The sequence below is a fragment of the Pseudomonas sp. RIT-PI-r genome, from assembly GCF_001297015.1.
Taxonomy (GTDB): domain Bacteria; phylum Pseudomonadota; class Gammaproteobacteria; order Pseudomonadales; family Pseudomonadaceae; genus Aquipseudomonas.
This window is the reverse complement of the sequence record NZ_LIGE01000037.1, coordinates 284,425-297,344: the sequence shown is the minus strand read 5'-3', so window position 1 is coordinate 297,344 and position 12,920 is coordinate 284,425. Positions and strand designations below refer to the sequence as shown.

The window sequence follows — 12,920 nt, the reverse complement described above, 5'->3', positions numbered from 1 at the left end:
AGGATCTCTATGTCCCTGCGCTTTGCGCTGCTGTTGCTGTTGGCCAGCCTGTGTGCTGGTTGTGTCCTGTCGGGTGACTACAACCCGATGAAGACCAGCAAGGGCCGCGATGAAGCGCGGGCTGCCTACGTGCAGCTGGGGCTGGGATACTTGCAGCAAGGCATGAGCGAGCGGGCCAAGGTGCCGCTGAAGAAGGCGCTGGAGATCGACGGTTCCGATCCTGACGCCAACGCGGCCCTCGGGCTGGTGTTTCAGTCCGAAATGGAGCCGGAACTGGCCGACGAACACTTCCGCAAGGCTTTGTCCTCCCGTCCCGCCGATGCGCGCATCCTCAACAACTACGGCAGTTTTCTCTACGAACAACAGCGTTATAAAGAAGCCTACGAGCGTTTTGAACAGGCCGCCGCCGATACCCTGTATCCTGAGCGTTCGCGTGTGTTCGAGAACCTCGGCATGACGGCCGCGAAGCTCGGTCAGCGTGATCTGGCGCAGCAACAGCTGGAAAAGGCCCTGCGTTTGAACCGTCAACAACCGCGCGCATTGCTGGAAATGGCTGAGTTGTCCTACGAAGACAGGCATTATGTGCCCGCGCGTGACTATTACGACCGTTTCAGCCTGCTCACCGAACAAAATGCACGTAGTCTATTGCTCGGCGTTCGGCTGGCAAAAGTGTTTGAAGATCGCGACAAGGCCGCCAGTTATGGCCTGCAATTAAAACGACTCTATCCCGGTACGCCGGAATATCAGCAATACCTGTCGGAGCAATGATGAAAGCGGCGCATCCCGAAGTTGTAGCAGCGAATCGCGTTAACCCCGGTGAGACCCTGCGCCAGGCCCGCGAAAGCAATGGCTGGTCGCTGGCCGAAGTGGCCCTCAAGCTCAACCTCACCGTGACTTCCCTGAGCAATCTTGAAGCCGGCGCTTTCGACAAGCTGCCGGGGCATACCTTCGCTCGCGGTTATATTCGCGCCTATGCCAAATTGCTCGGCATGGACCAGACCGTTCTGGTTCAGCAGTTCGACCAATCCACCGGTACCGATTCCCAAGGCAGCAATGTTCACGCCCTCGGCCGTATCGAAGAGCCGGTGCGGGTCTCCCACACCATTTTGCGGATCGTCAGCCTGTTGTTGCTGATTGCGGTCATCGGCGGTGGTTTCGTCTGGTGGCAGGATCAGACCTCGCTGCGCACCAAGGACCTGACGTCTCTGGCGCCTGAGCACGTTGAAGTCGAAGGTGCCGACGGTACGACCCAGATTCACCCGATCGATGAGCCGGAAGACCAGGCAGTCGAGGAAAATCAGGCTGACACTTCGACGACACTGGCGTTGCCTCAGTCCGAAACCACGGCTGAATCGACCGGTGCCGAAGGCGCTGCTCCGGCAACCACTCCAACTGCTCCGGCTGCAACGCCGACCGCCCCGGTTCATACGCCGGCACCGGTTGTTGCTACTCCGGCTACCCCAGCGCCAAACGTGCCGGCCACTCCAGCGCCGACCGTTACCGCTCCGGTTGTTCCTGCTGCCCCGGCAGCCCCCGCAGAAACGGTCGCACCAGTGGCTGGCGATGGTCAGGTACAACTGCAGTTCAGCGCCGATTGCTGGGCACAAGTGACCGACGGTCGTGGCAAAGTGATCTTCAGTGGTCTCAAGCATAAAGGCGATAGCGTCAGCGTTTCCGGCAAGCCGCCGCTTAACGTGCGTCTGGGTGTAGCCCGTGCCGCGCAGGTCAGCTACAACGGCCAACCGGTCGATATCGCTCCGTTCACCAGTGGCGAGACTGCTCGCCTGAAGTTGGGTCAATAAGTCATGCACGGCGAATCTCCAATCAAACGTCGCGTTTCGCGCAAGATCTGGGTCGGCAACGTACCGGTGGGCGGCGATGCGCCGATCGCGGTGCAGAGCATGACCAACAGCGACACCAATGACGTTGCCGCCACCGTTGCGCAAATCAATCGTCTGGAAGCCGCTGGCGTCGATATCGTCCGCGTTTCGGTGCCGGACATGGACGCCGCCGAGGCGTTCGGCAAAATCAAGCAACTGGTCAAGGTGCCGCTGGTTGCCGACATCCACTTCGACTACAAGATTGCTTTGCGAGTCGCTGAGCTGGGTGTGGATTGCCTGCGTATCAACCCGGGCAACATCGGTCGTGAAGACCGCGTGCGCGCCGTGGTCGATGCTGCCCGTGATCGCGGGATTCCGATCCGCATCGGCGTCAACGCCGGTTCGCTGGAAAAAGACCTGCAGAAGAAATACGGCGAGCCGACGCCAGCGGCGCTGGTCGAATCTGCTTTGCGCCACGTTGAACACCTCGAACGCCTGAATTTCCAGGACTTCAAGGTCAGCGTGAAGGCTTCCGACGTGTTCATGGCCGTCGAAGCCTACCGCTTGCTGGCGAAAGAAATCGTTCAGCCGCTGCACCTCGGCATCACCGAAGCCGGTGGATTGCGTTCGGGCACAGTGAAATCCGCCGTGGGCCTAGGTATGCTGCTCGCCGAAGGGATTGGCGATACTATCCGCATCTCGCTGGCGGCCGATCCGGTCGAGGAAGTGAAGGTCGGTTACGACATTCTCAAGTCTTTGCATCTGCGTTCCCGTGGCATCAACTTCATCGCCTGCCCGAGCTGCTCGCGGCAGAACTTCGATGTGGTGAAAACCATGAACGAGCTGGAAGGGCGCCTTGAAGACCTGCTGGTGCCGCTGGATGTCGCGGTGATCGGTTGCGTGGTCAACGGCCCCGGCGAAGCCAAGGAAGCCCATATCGGCTTGACCGGCGGCACGCCAAACCTGATTTACATCGACGGCAAGCCGGCGCAGAAACTGACGAATGACAATCTGGTGGACGAGCTGGAAAGGCTGATCCGCCAGAAAGCGGCCGAAAAGGTCGAAGCTGACGCTGCCGTAATTGCGCGCGGCTGACCCTGACTGAAGAGCCGAACGAATTTAAGGATTTAAAGTGAGCAAGTCATTGCAAGCCATTCGTGGCATGAACGACATCCTGCCCGAACAGACCCCCCTGTGGCGTTATTTCGAAGGCACTGTCGCACGTCTGCTGGATAACTACGGTTACAAGCAGATCCGCATGCCGATCGTCGAGTTCACCGAGCTGTTCAAGCGCTCGATCGGTGAAGTGACCGACATCGTCGAAAAAGAGATGTATACCTTCGAAGACCGCAACGGCGACTCCCTGACCCTGCGTCCGGAAGGCACGGCGGCGTGCGTGCGTGCTGTACTTGAGCACGGCATTACCGGCGGTGGCCAGGTGCAGAAACTCTGGTACATCGGCCCGATGTTCCGCCACGAGCGTCCGCAGAAAGGTCGTTATCGCCAGTTCCACCAGATCGGTCTGGAAGTGTTCAACCTCGACGGTCCGGACATCGACGCCGAGCTGATCACCATGACCTGGCGCCTGTGGGGCGAGCTGGGCATTCGTGATGCGGTCAAACTCGAACTCAACAGCCTCGGCACCAGCGAGTCCCGTGGTCGCTACCGTGAAGCGCTGGTCGAGTACCTCTCGGCGCACCACGACAAGCTCGACGAAGACAGCCAGCGTCGCCTGAAAACCAACCCGCTGCGCGTGCTCGACACAAAAAATGCCGACACCCAAGCAGTGCTGGTCGATGCGCCGAAAATGGCCGACTACCTCGACGACGAATCCCGTGCTCACTTCGAAGGCTTGAAATCGCGTCTGGATGCCGTCGGCATCCCTTACGTGCTCAACCCGAAGCTGGTGCGCGGCCTCGATTACTACAGCAAAACCGTTTTCGAATGGGTCACCGACAAGCTCGGCGCCCAGGGCACTGTCTGCGCCGGCGGTCGTTACGACGGTCTGGTCGAGCAGATGGGCGGCAAGCCGACCACTGGCGTCGGTTTCGCCATGGGCATCGAGCGTCTGGTGTTGATGCTCGAAACCCTGGAGCAGATCCCGGAAGAAATCTCCCGTCAGGTCGATGTCTACCTCTGCGCCTTCGGTGAAGAAGCCGAGCTGGCCGGTCTGGCCCTGGCAGAACGTGTTCGCGATCAACTTCCAAACCTGCGCCTGCAAGTCAATGCCGGCGCCGGCAGCTTCAAAAGCCAGTTCAAGAAGGCCGACAAGAGCGGTGCGCTGTACGCACTGATCCTCGGTGACGACGAAATGGCCCAGCAAGTGGTAGGTTTCAAACCCCTGCGTGGCCAGGGCGAACAACAAAGCATTGCCTGGGATGCGCTCGCCGCTCACCTGGCCACCTGCGTCGTGCAGGGTTGAAGCTGTCCAAACAGCCGATTTAGCGATTAAGGAGTATTGGGGTGTCGAGTACCGAAGACGAACAGTTGGCGGATTTGAAAGACTGGTGGACACGCAACGGCAAACCTCTGGTCACCGGCGGCCTGTTGGCGCTGGTCATCGTGTTCGGCTGGCAGGCATATCACAAATACCAGAGCAACCAGTCGCAAGGCGCCTCGGTGCTCTATCAGCAATTGCTGGAAACCACGCTGACGCCTGACGGCAAGCCTGATGCCGCCCGCGTTGCGGACTTGGCCGGCAAGCTCAACAGCGAGTTCGGCGGTTCTGCCTATGCGCAGTACGGCAGCCTGTTCGTGGCCAAAGTGGCTGTGGACAGCGGCAAGCTGGACGACGCCGCGACCGAGCTGAAAGCCATCGTCGACAAACCGGCCAACCCGGCGCTGGGCGAAATCGCCCGTCAGCGTCTGGCGCAGGTACTCGGCGCACAGAACAAGGCTGAAGATGCCCTGAAACTGCTCGACGGCGACGCCGACAAAGCGTTCCTGGCGACTCGCGAAGAACTCAAGGGCGACCTGCTGGTGCAGTTGGGCCGTACCGATGACGCGAACAAGGCGTATCAAAAAGCCAAGGCGGCACTGTCGGATGAAGCGGCGGTCGGTGGCCTTCAAATCAAGCTCGACGACCTGGCCAAAGGGGATGCGTGACGTGATCCGTTGGAAGCATGCAGCATTGCTGGCTCTGGCCCTTCTGGCCGCGGGTTGCAGCAGCAACAGCAAGAAAGAATTGCCACCGGCTGAACTGACCGACTTCAAAGAAGAAGTGGTTCTGCACAAGCAGTGGAGTCGTTCGATCGGTGACGGTCAGGGCGAAACCTACAACATGCTGGTGCCGGCGATCGACGGTGACACCATCTACGCCGCCGATGTGACCGGCGTGGTGATGGCCATGGATCGCGGCAATGGCGACGTGAAATGGAAGCAGGATCTTGACCTGCCTGTCTCCGGCGCCGTTGGCGTGGGTTACGGTCTGGTTCTGATCGGCACCCTGCGCGGTGAAGTCGTCGCTCTGGACACCAGCAACGGTGAAGAGAAGTGGCGCGCTCGCGTCAACAGCGAAGTCCTCGCGCCACCGGCCAACAACGGTGACGTGGTGGTTGTGCAGACTCAGGACGATCGTCTGATCGGTCTGGATGCATCGACCGGTACTCAGCGCTGGGTGTATGACAGCACCCCGGCCGTACTGACCCTGCGTGGCACCAGTGCCCCGCTGGTGACCAACCGCCTCGCGGTGGCTGGCCTGTCGACCGGTAAAGTGGTTGCTCTGGACATTTCCAACGGCGTGCCGGTCTGGGAACAACGCATTGCGATTCCACAAGGTCGTTCGGAACTGGAGCGCGTGGTCGACATCGACGGCGGTCTGCTGCTGTCCGGCGGTACTTTGTACGTTGCCAGCTATCAGGGTCGCGTGGCGGCACTGGACCTGGAAAGCGGTCGTCAACTCTGGCAGCGCGATGCGTCGAGCTACGCTGGTATTGCTCAGGGTTTCGGCAGCGTTTACGTGAGCCTGTCTTCGGGCACCGTTGAAGGCGTCGACGAGCGTTCCACCACAGCATTGTGGAGCAACGATTCGCTGGCTCGCCGTCAACTGTCGGCTCCGGAAGTGTTCTCCAGCTATGTTGCAGTGGGTGACCTGGAAGGTTATCTGCACCTGCTGAGTCAGGTTGACGGTCGTTTCGTCGGCCGTGAGCGCATCGACAGCGACGGCCTGCGTGCCCGTCCGCTGGTGGTGGGTGACACGATTTATGTATATGGCAACAGCGGCAAACTGGAAGCCCTGACCATCAAGTAACAACTATGCTTGGGGTTAAACCCCCAGGCGGCCCCGGATTCATGGGGCTTGCAGCGCTAACAGGCGTTGCCCCGAGCACCAGCCGCTGCCTCGCAGCGGCTTTTGTATTTTCTGAAATAACGAAGTGGAGAGCCGCATGGTTCCCGTAATCGCCCTGGTGGGCCGACCGAACGTCGGCAAGTCCACCTTGTTCAACCGCCTGACCAGGACTCGCGACGCCATTGTCGGCGACTTGTCCGGTCTGACCCGTGATCGCCAGTACGGTGAGGCCAAGTGGCAAGGGCGTTCCTACATTCTGGTCGACACCGGTGGTATCTCCGGTGACGAGCACGGTATGGACGAAAAAATGGCCGAGCAGTCGCTGCTGGCCATTGAAGAAGCAGACGTTGTGCTGTTCCTGGTAGATGCCAAGGCCGGTTTCACCGCCGCCGACCAGATGATCGCCGAACACCTGCGCAAACGTAACAAGCGTTCCTACGTGGTGGCCAACAAGGTCGACAACATCGACCCGGAAATGGCCCGCGCTGAGTTCGCTCCATTGGGCATGGGCCACGCGATCCCGATCGCCGGTGCTCACGGCCGTGGCATCACGCAGATGCTGGAAATCGCCCTGGGTGATTTCCCGAAAGACGAAGAAGAGCCGGAAGACGGCGAAGAAGAGATCGTTGCCGAAGGCGAGGAAGCCAAGCGCATTCCTGGCCCGAGCGAAAAAGACGGCATCAAGATCGCCATCATCGGTCGTCCCAACGTCGGTAAATCGACGCTGGTCAACCGTATGCTCGGTGAAGACCGGGTTATCGTTTACGACCAGCCGGGCACCACGCGCGACAGTATCTACATTCCGTTCGAACGCAATGAAGAGAAGTACACGCTGATCGACACCGCTGGTGTGCGCAAGCGCGGCAAGATCCACGAAGAAGTCGAAAAATTCTCCGTGGTCAAAACCCTGCAGGCGATCAAAGACGCCAACGTGGTGATCTTTGTGATGGACGCCCGCGAAGGTGTGGTCGATCACGACCTCAACCTGCTGGGCTTCGCCATCGAGTCGGGTCGTGCGCTGGTGATCGCGATCAACAAATGGGACGGCATGACGCCGAGCGAGCGCGACTTCGTCAAGGTCGAGTTGCAGCGTCGGTTGTTCTTCGTTGACTACGCCGACATTCACTTCATCTCGGCCTTGCACGGTACTGGCGTGGGCAACCTCTACGCTTCGGTGCAGAACTCGTTCAAGTCGGCGGTCACCCGCTGGCCGACCAACCGTCTGACCCAGATTCTGGAAGATGCGGTTGGCGAGCACGCGCCACCGATGGTCAACAACCGCCGGATCAAGTTGCGCTACGCCCACTTGGGTGGTGCCAACCCGCCGATCATCGTGATCCACGGTAACCAGATCGAGAAAGTGCCGAAGTCGTACGTGCGCTATCTGGAGAACACTTACCGCCGTGTGCTGAAGCTGGTCGGTACGCCGATCCGCATCGAGTTCAAGGGCGGCGAGAACCCGTACGAAGGCAACAAAAACACGCTGACCGACCGCCAGGTCAACAGGAAGCGTCGGATGATGTCGCACAGCAAGAAAGCTGACAAGAAGCGCCGCGACAAGAAGTGATTGAGGTGGCCATTCCCGCAATTGCATGGGAATGATCAACCGCTTCTGTAGGAGCTGCCGCAGGCTGCGATCTTTTGATTTTGCTTTAAAGGCAAGATCAGAAGATCGCAGCCTTCGGCAGCGCCTACATGGGTTCGGCGATAAGAAGGGCGCTCACCAGAGCGCCCTTTTTTTATGGGCGCCGGATGGGCTATCCTCGGGCTCTCCCGCGCCGTCGTCAGAGCCGGGTGTTGAGCAGGGAACCCCCGATGATCACCAGTAAGCTGCCGAATGTCGGCATCACTATTTTCACGCAGATGTCTCAGCTCGCCGCGCAAACCGGCGCGATCAACCTGTCTCAGGGTTTTCCTGATTTTGACGGCCCGCAGTCTCTGCGTGACGCGGTCGGTCGGCACATTGCCAGTGGTCATAACCAGTATTCGCCGATGACCGGATTGCCGGCCTTGCGCGAGCAGATTGCGGCGAAAATCGCTCGCAGCTATGGCGTGCAGGTCAATGCCGACAGCGAAGTGACGGTCACGCCGGGCGCGACGCAGGCGATCTTCTGTGCGATTCAGGCGGTTATCCACAGCGGCGACGAAGTCATTGTGTTCGACCCGTGCTACGACAGCTACGAACCGGCGACGGAGTTGGCGGGTGGTCGCTGCGTGCATGTGCAATTGAACCCGGAAGATTTCTCCATCGATTTCGACCAGCTCGCCGCGGCCCTGAGCCCGCGCACGAAAATGATCGTCATCAATACCCCGCATAACCCGAGCGGTGCACTGATCAGCCGTGCGGAGCTGGATCAACTGGCGGCGCTGATCCGTGATCGCGACATCTACCTGATTAGCGACGAAGTCTATGAACACCTGGTGTTCGACGGTGTGCCGCATGTCAGCGTGCTCGCCCACGAAGAGCTGTATCAGCGTGCCTTCGTCGTGAGTTCGTTCGGCAAGACCTATCACGTCACTGGCTGGAAGACCGGCTACGTCGTCGCGCCGCCGGCGCTGACGGCCGAACTGCGCAAAGTCCACCAGTACGTCAGTTTCTGCGGTGTCACACCGCTGCAATACGCCTTGGCCGATTACATGGCCGAGCACCCGGAGCACGTTGAAGAGCTGCCGGGTTTCTATCAGGCCAAGCGCGATCTGTTCTGTGATCTGTTGACGCCGTCGCGCTTCACCTTCAAACGTGTCACCGGCACCTATTTCCAACTGGTCGATTACTCACAGATCCGTCCTGACCTGAATGACGTCGAGATGGCCATGTGGATGACCCGCGAGCACGGCGTGGCGAGTATTCCGGTGTCGGTGTTTTACCAGAACCCACCTGAAGGCCAGCGCCTCGTGCGCCTGTGCTTTGCCAAACGCGAGGAGACGCTGCGTGAGGCGGCGGCGAAACTATGCGTGATCTGAGTGCATTACCCGATCTCAATCTGGCGCTGATCCAGACCACTTTGGCCTGGCACGACCGTCAGGCCAACTTCGAGCATTTCGAGCAGTTGCTGGAGCAGGCACAGGGCGCTGATCTGATCATCCTGCCGGAAATGTTCACCACCGGTTTCTCCATGGAGTCAGAAACGCTCGCCGAAGCCGAGAACGGTCCGACCAGTAAATGGCTGCGCGTTCAGGCGGCGAAACTCGATGCGGTGATTACCGGCAGCGTGATTATTCAGGCTGCTGACGGCAGCCATCGCAATCGCCTGTTGTGGGCGCGGCCGGACGGTGAAGTGCTGCATTACGACAAGCGTCATCTGTTCCGCATGGCCGGCGAGCACAACCATTACACCCCCGGCGAACGGCAGGTGCAGTTCGAACTCAAGGGCTGGCGTATCCGCCCGCTGATTTGTTACGACCTGCGTTTCCCGGTGTGGAGCCGCGATGCGCAGGACACAGATCTGCTGCTGTACACCGCCAACTGGCCGGGTGCGCGACGTCTGCACTGGAATCGCCTGTTGCCAGCGCGAGCGATCGAAAACCTTTGTTATGTGGCGGCGGTGAATCGCGTTGGCACCGACGGCAAGGGTTTCGCTTACACCGGCGACAGTCAGGTGCTGGATTTCCAGGGTGAAACCTTGCTGGCGGCGGGGGAGGCGGACGGCGTGTTCAAGGTGGTTTTGGAGGCCGCACCATTGGCGGCTTATCGTGAGCGCTTCCCGGCGAATCTGGATGCCGACACCTTCGAGTTCACCTGAGGTAACTGATCGTTCCCACGCGGAGCATGGGAACGAGCGCATCAGGCAAAAAAAGGCCCCGGAGTTCGCACTTCGGGGCCTTTTGCATTGCAGCAAAGGCTTACGCCGCTTTCGCCTCAGGCTGGCTCAGCGAGCGGTTCAGTGCGCTGAACAGCGCCTTGAAGCTGGCCGTGGTGATGTTTTCATCGATACCCACGCCGTGCACCGCACGTTCACCGTTCACCCGCAGCTCGATGTACGCCGCTGCCTTGGCGTTGGTACCTGCGCCAATCGCGTGTTCGTTATAGTCCATGATCTCCACCGGAACCGGCAGACCGGCGACCAGTGCTTCCAGCGCACCGTTGCCCTTGCCGCGCCAGTGCAGGTTGGTTTCGCCCTGACCTTTGCTCGCCACTTCCACTTCGACGGCGCTGTTACCGTTTTCTTCCTGCAGGCGATGGCTGACCAGCGCGTACGGGGTGTTGGCTTGCAGGTATTCGCTGATCAACAGCGAGTGGATCTGCTTGGCGGTCATCTCCAGACCCAGACGGTCGGTTTCACGCTGCACGACCTGACTGAATTCGATCTGCATGCGACGTGGCAGGCTGATGCCGTATTCCTGCTCCAGCAAGTAAGCGATGCCGCCCTTACCCGACTGGCTGTTGACGCGAATCACCGCCTCGTAGCTGCGGCCAATGTCGGCCGGGTCGATCGGCAAGTACGGCACTTCCCACAGTGCGTCCGGTTTCTGTTGGGAGAAGCCTTTGCGGATCGCATCCTGGTGCGAGCCGGAGAACGCGGTGTGCACCAGGTCGCCAACGTACGGGTGACGCGGGTGAACCTGAATCTGGTTGCACTCCTCAACGACTTTACGCACGCCGTCGATGTCGGAGAAGTCCAGCTGCGGGTCGAGACCCTGGGTGTACATGTTCAATGCGACGGTGACGAGGTCGACGTTACCGGTGCGTTCGCCGTTGCCGAACAGGCAGCCTTCGACGCGATCGGCGCCAGCCATCAGGCCCAGCTCGGTGGCAGCGACGCCGGTGCCACGGTCGTTGTGGGTGTGCAGGCTGATGATCACGCTGTCACGACGGTTGATGTTGCGGCCGAACCACTCGATCTGGTCGGCGTAGATGTTCGGCGTTGCGCATTCAACGGTGGCGGGCAGGTTCAGGATCATCTTGTGCTCAGGCGTCGGGTTCCACACCTCGATCACCGCATCACAGACTTCCTTGGCGAATTCCAGTTCGGTAGCGCTGAAGGTTTCCGGCGAGTATTCAAACGTCCATTCGGTGTCCGGCTGCATGGCTGCATATTTGACGAACAGCTTGGCGGCGTTCACGGCGATGGCCTTGATGCCGTCCTTGTCCTGGTTGAAAACGATGCGACGGAAAGACGGCGAGGTGGCGTTGTACAGGTGAACGATGGCTTTCTTCGCGCCGCGCAGGGATTCGAAGGTGCGCTCGATCAAGTCTTCACGGCCCTGGGTCAGCACCTGAATGGTGGTGTCGTCTGGGATGTGGCCTTCTTCGATCAGGGTACGCACGAAGTCGAAGTCGGTTTGCGAAGCGGCCGGGAACGACGCTTCGATTTCCTTCACGCCGACTTGCACGAGGGTTTTCCAGAAACGCAGTTTCTTCACCGCGTCCATCGGCTCGATCAGTGACTGGTTGCCGTCGCGCAGGTCGGAGCTGCACCAGATCGGCGCGGTGTCGATGGTTTTCGACGGCCAGGTGCGATCCGGCAGGTTGATGACAGGAAACGCGCGGTATTTCGAAGACGGATCTTTGAGCATGCTCATCGGGAAATTCCTTATTGTCTGGGCCGAAAAGAGGCGGCCTGCCGGTGTTACGAATGTTCTGGGAAAAGCGTGGGACGAGGTGCCGCGATTCAGCCCGGCAGTCGTGCGCTGACAAGGCACAGGCTGCGGTGCTGGCGAAGCTGAATAAGGGTGTGAGAGGTTTTCATGCCTTCAACCCTAACCGCGAGGGGAGAGGTTGGCAAGCAGTCGGAAAAAATTGAGAGGAATACTCGGAAAGAGAGTTTTTGCGGGATTTTATTGCGCTGGAGATCGCTGATCGTTGTGATATTTGCGCGAGGTTTGATTGGGGCGCAATTGGGGATGATGGGGTGTCAGGGGGGTTTGAGTACAGCATAAGCCGCCATCGCGAGCAGGCTCACTCCTACAGTTGATCGTGTTCACAACACCGGTCCAATGTAGGAGTGAGCCTGCTCGCGATGAGGCCATAAGCTTCGCTCTATTTTTTAAGGCTGAAACGCGCCAATAAAAATCGCCGGCTCCACCCGCGCATCATTCAGGCTGACATTCCAGTGCATGTGCGGCCCGGTCGCGCGACCGGTCATGCCAACCTTACCGACCACCGCGCCCCGCGCCAGTTGATCGCCGACCTTCACATCAATCTTCGACATATGGCAGAACATGCTGATAAAGCCCTGCCCATGGTCGACAAACACCGTGTTGCCATTGAAGAAGTAATTGCCGGTGAGGATCACCTTGCCCGCCGCCGGCGTCTTGATCGGCGTGCCCGCCGGCACCGCGAAGTCGAGGCCGGCGTGCGGATTGCGCTCCTCACCATTAAAGAAGCGGCGCACGCCAAACTTGCTCGACAGCGGTCCATTGACCGGTTTGTCCAGCAGCAGATTGCTTGGCGTGTTCGGGCTGAAGCTGCGGTAAGCCTTGATCTGCTCGGCCAGTTCGCCCTCGATGCGCTTGAGGTTCGACTGATCCGGGTTTACTTGCTGTTTGTTCTTCAGGGTGATGCGCTGTTCCGGGTATTTCTTGTTGCCCACGGTGAACGGCAGATTGCGCCCGCCACTGCTGATCTGTTGCGCGCCCGGCTTCACCGTCAACGGCACGCCGACAATCGCCAGCCAGTTGTTCTGTTCTTTCACCACCAGCACCGGTTTGCCCTGATACGTGGCTTTCGGCGCCTGCGCGGCCGCGCCCAGATCAACCACTGCGACGCCGCCCGGCACCGGTTTGTTCAGCAGTCGAGTGATGTAGCTGTCGGCATGGGCGTTGAAGGTCAGGCAGAGCAAAAACAATGAAGCCAGAAAACGCGGCATGGA

Annotated in this window: 11 protein-coding genes; 9 read left to right on the top strand and 2 right to left on the bottom strand. The window is 59.7% G+C overall.

All coding sequences use genetic code 11. The features are described 5' to 3' along the window. Positions 1-9 precede the first annotated feature (9 nt). The 9 genes from pilW to AK821_RS23365 all read left to right on the top strand — a co-directional run bounded on the left by pilW (position 10) and on the right by AK821_RS23365 (position 9,851). Entirely contained in the window at positions 10-768 is a 759-nt protein-coding gene (pilW, locus tag AK821_RS23405; RefSeq protein WP_064392062.1) for a type IV pilus biogenesis/stability protein PilW, read from the top strand. Then, complete coding sequence (locus AK821_RS23400) at positions 768-1,802, top strand: RodZ domain-containing protein (protein WP_064392060.1); 1,035 nt, start codon at positions 768-770, stop codon at positions 1,800-1,802. Before pilW ends, AK821_RS23400 begins: the two co-directional genes overlap by 1 nt. Before the next feature lie 3 nt (positions 1,803-1,805). Then, positions 1,806-2,915 (top strand): flavodoxin-dependent (E)-4-hydroxy-3-methylbut-2-enyl-diphosphate synthase, encoded by a 1,110-nt coding sequence (ispG, locus tag AK821_RS23395; RefSeq protein ID WP_008084646.1) that lies wholly within the window; start codon positions 1,806-1,808, stop codon positions 2,913-2,915. A 37-nt stretch (positions 2,916-2,952) separates the two neighbouring features. Then, positions 2,953-4,242 carry a histidine--tRNA ligase gene (gene hisS / locus AK821_RS23390; RefSeq protein ID WP_064392057.1) on the top strand — a complete coding sequence of 430 codons (1,290 nt, stop codon included), beginning with the start codon at positions 2,953-2,955 and terminating at the stop codon, positions 4,240-4,242. 41 nt (positions 4,243-4,283) lie between these two features. Continuing rightward, complete coding sequence (locus AK821_RS23385) at positions 4,284-4,925, top strand: YfgM family protein (RefSeq protein ID WP_038362971.1); 642 nt, start codon at positions 4,284-4,286, stop codon at positions 4,923-4,925. Continuing rightward, complete coding sequence (gene bamB, locus AK821_RS23380) at positions 4,918-6,069, top strand: outer membrane protein assembly factor BamB (protein WP_034156262.1); 1,152 nt, start codon at positions 4,918-4,920, stop codon at positions 6,067-6,069. The genes AK821_RS23385 and bamB overlap by 8 nt, the downstream gene beginning before the upstream one ends. A gap of 136 nt (positions 6,070-6,205) precedes the next feature. Continuing rightward, complete coding sequence (gene der, locus AK821_RS23375) at positions 6,206-7,675, top strand: ribosome biogenesis GTPase Der (RefSeq protein WP_008084638.1); 1,470 nt, start codon at positions 6,206-6,208, stop codon at positions 7,673-7,675. Between the two features lie 248 nt (positions 7,676-7,923). Continuing rightward, entirely contained in the window at positions 7,924-9,072 is a 1,149-nt protein-coding gene (locus AK821_RS23370) for a pyridoxal phosphate-dependent aminotransferase (RefSeq protein WP_064392055.1), read from the top strand. Beyond that, positions 9,060-9,851: an amidohydrolase gene (locus AK821_RS23365; protein WP_064392053.1), complete on the top strand. Its 792-nt coding sequence runs from the start codon at positions 9,060-9,062 to the stop codon at positions 9,849-9,851. Before AK821_RS23370 ends, AK821_RS23365 begins: the two co-directional genes overlap by 13 nt. 100 nt (positions 9,852-9,951) lie before the next feature. Here the strand turns inward: AK821_RS23365 and leuA are convergent, their stop codons facing one another. Further along, a complete protein-coding gene (gene leuA / locus AK821_RS23360) occupies positions 9,952-11,631 on the bottom strand; it encodes a 2-isopropylmalate synthase (protein ID WP_016984364.1) in 1,680 nt (559 codons plus the stop codon). A 464-nt stretch (positions 11,632-12,095) separates the two neighbouring features. Next, positions 12,096-12,917: a M23 family metallopeptidase gene (locus tag AK821_RS23355; RefSeq protein WP_064392050.1), complete on the bottom strand. Its 822-nt coding sequence runs from the start codon at positions 12,915-12,917 to the stop codon at positions 12,096-12,098. Positions 12,918-12,920 lie beyond the last annotated feature (3 nt).